The sequence below is a fragment of the Streptomyces incanus genome, assembly GCF_042656345.1.
GTDB lineage: Bacteria > Actinomycetota > Actinomycetes > Streptomycetales > Streptomycetaceae > Streptomyces > Streptomyces incanus.
In genome coordinates this window covers 1-509 of record NZ_JBHSPC010000173.1, presented here as the reverse complement: position 1 = coordinate 509, position 509 = coordinate 1, and the positions used below count along the sequence as shown (strand labels likewise).

Annotated in this window: 1 protein-coding gene; it reads right to left on the bottom strand. The window is 68.4% G+C overall.

The annotated features are described in order from the left end of the window. On the bottom strand, positions 1-468 hold a 468-nt coding region (locus tag ACFP2V_RS38515), incomplete at its 3' end, for an IS110 family transposase (RefSeq protein ID WP_381221393.1). Positions 469-509: the final 41 nt, after the last annotated feature.

Below are 509 nucleotides of genomic sequence, written 5' to 3'. Positions count from 1 at the left end.
CTTGCCGAGCACCGCGTGGATCTGGTCCTTGGCCGAGGTGCGCATGCCCACCAGCTTGTGCCGGTAGCGCACCAGCTCCCGCACCTGGCGGGTTTGGCGGGGAGCGATCCACGCCTGCGGCAGGCGTCCCATGCGCAGCAGGTCGGCCAGGTCGGCGGCGTCCTTGTCGTCGGTCTTCACCCGCCGGTAACCGAACATCTTCACGCCCAGCGGATGCGCGAGGTGCACCTCGGCTCCGGCTTCCTGGAGGGTGTCGGCGGCCCAGTACCAGCCGTAGGTGGCTTCCAGCACCACCTGCGGGTGCGGGCCGGCCTTGGCGATCTCGGCCTTGAGAGCGGCCGGGCTGTTGTCGATGCGAATCCGCTCCAGCCGTTCCCCTTGGGGGGTCATGCGCAGCAGTACCGAGCGGTTGCGGTGCAGGTCCATGCCCACGATCTGGGGTCCGTCGTAGGCTTGCATCTGGTCCATCAGGGCCTCCTGCCTGTGGACGGTCGTTACTTCTCCTGGAC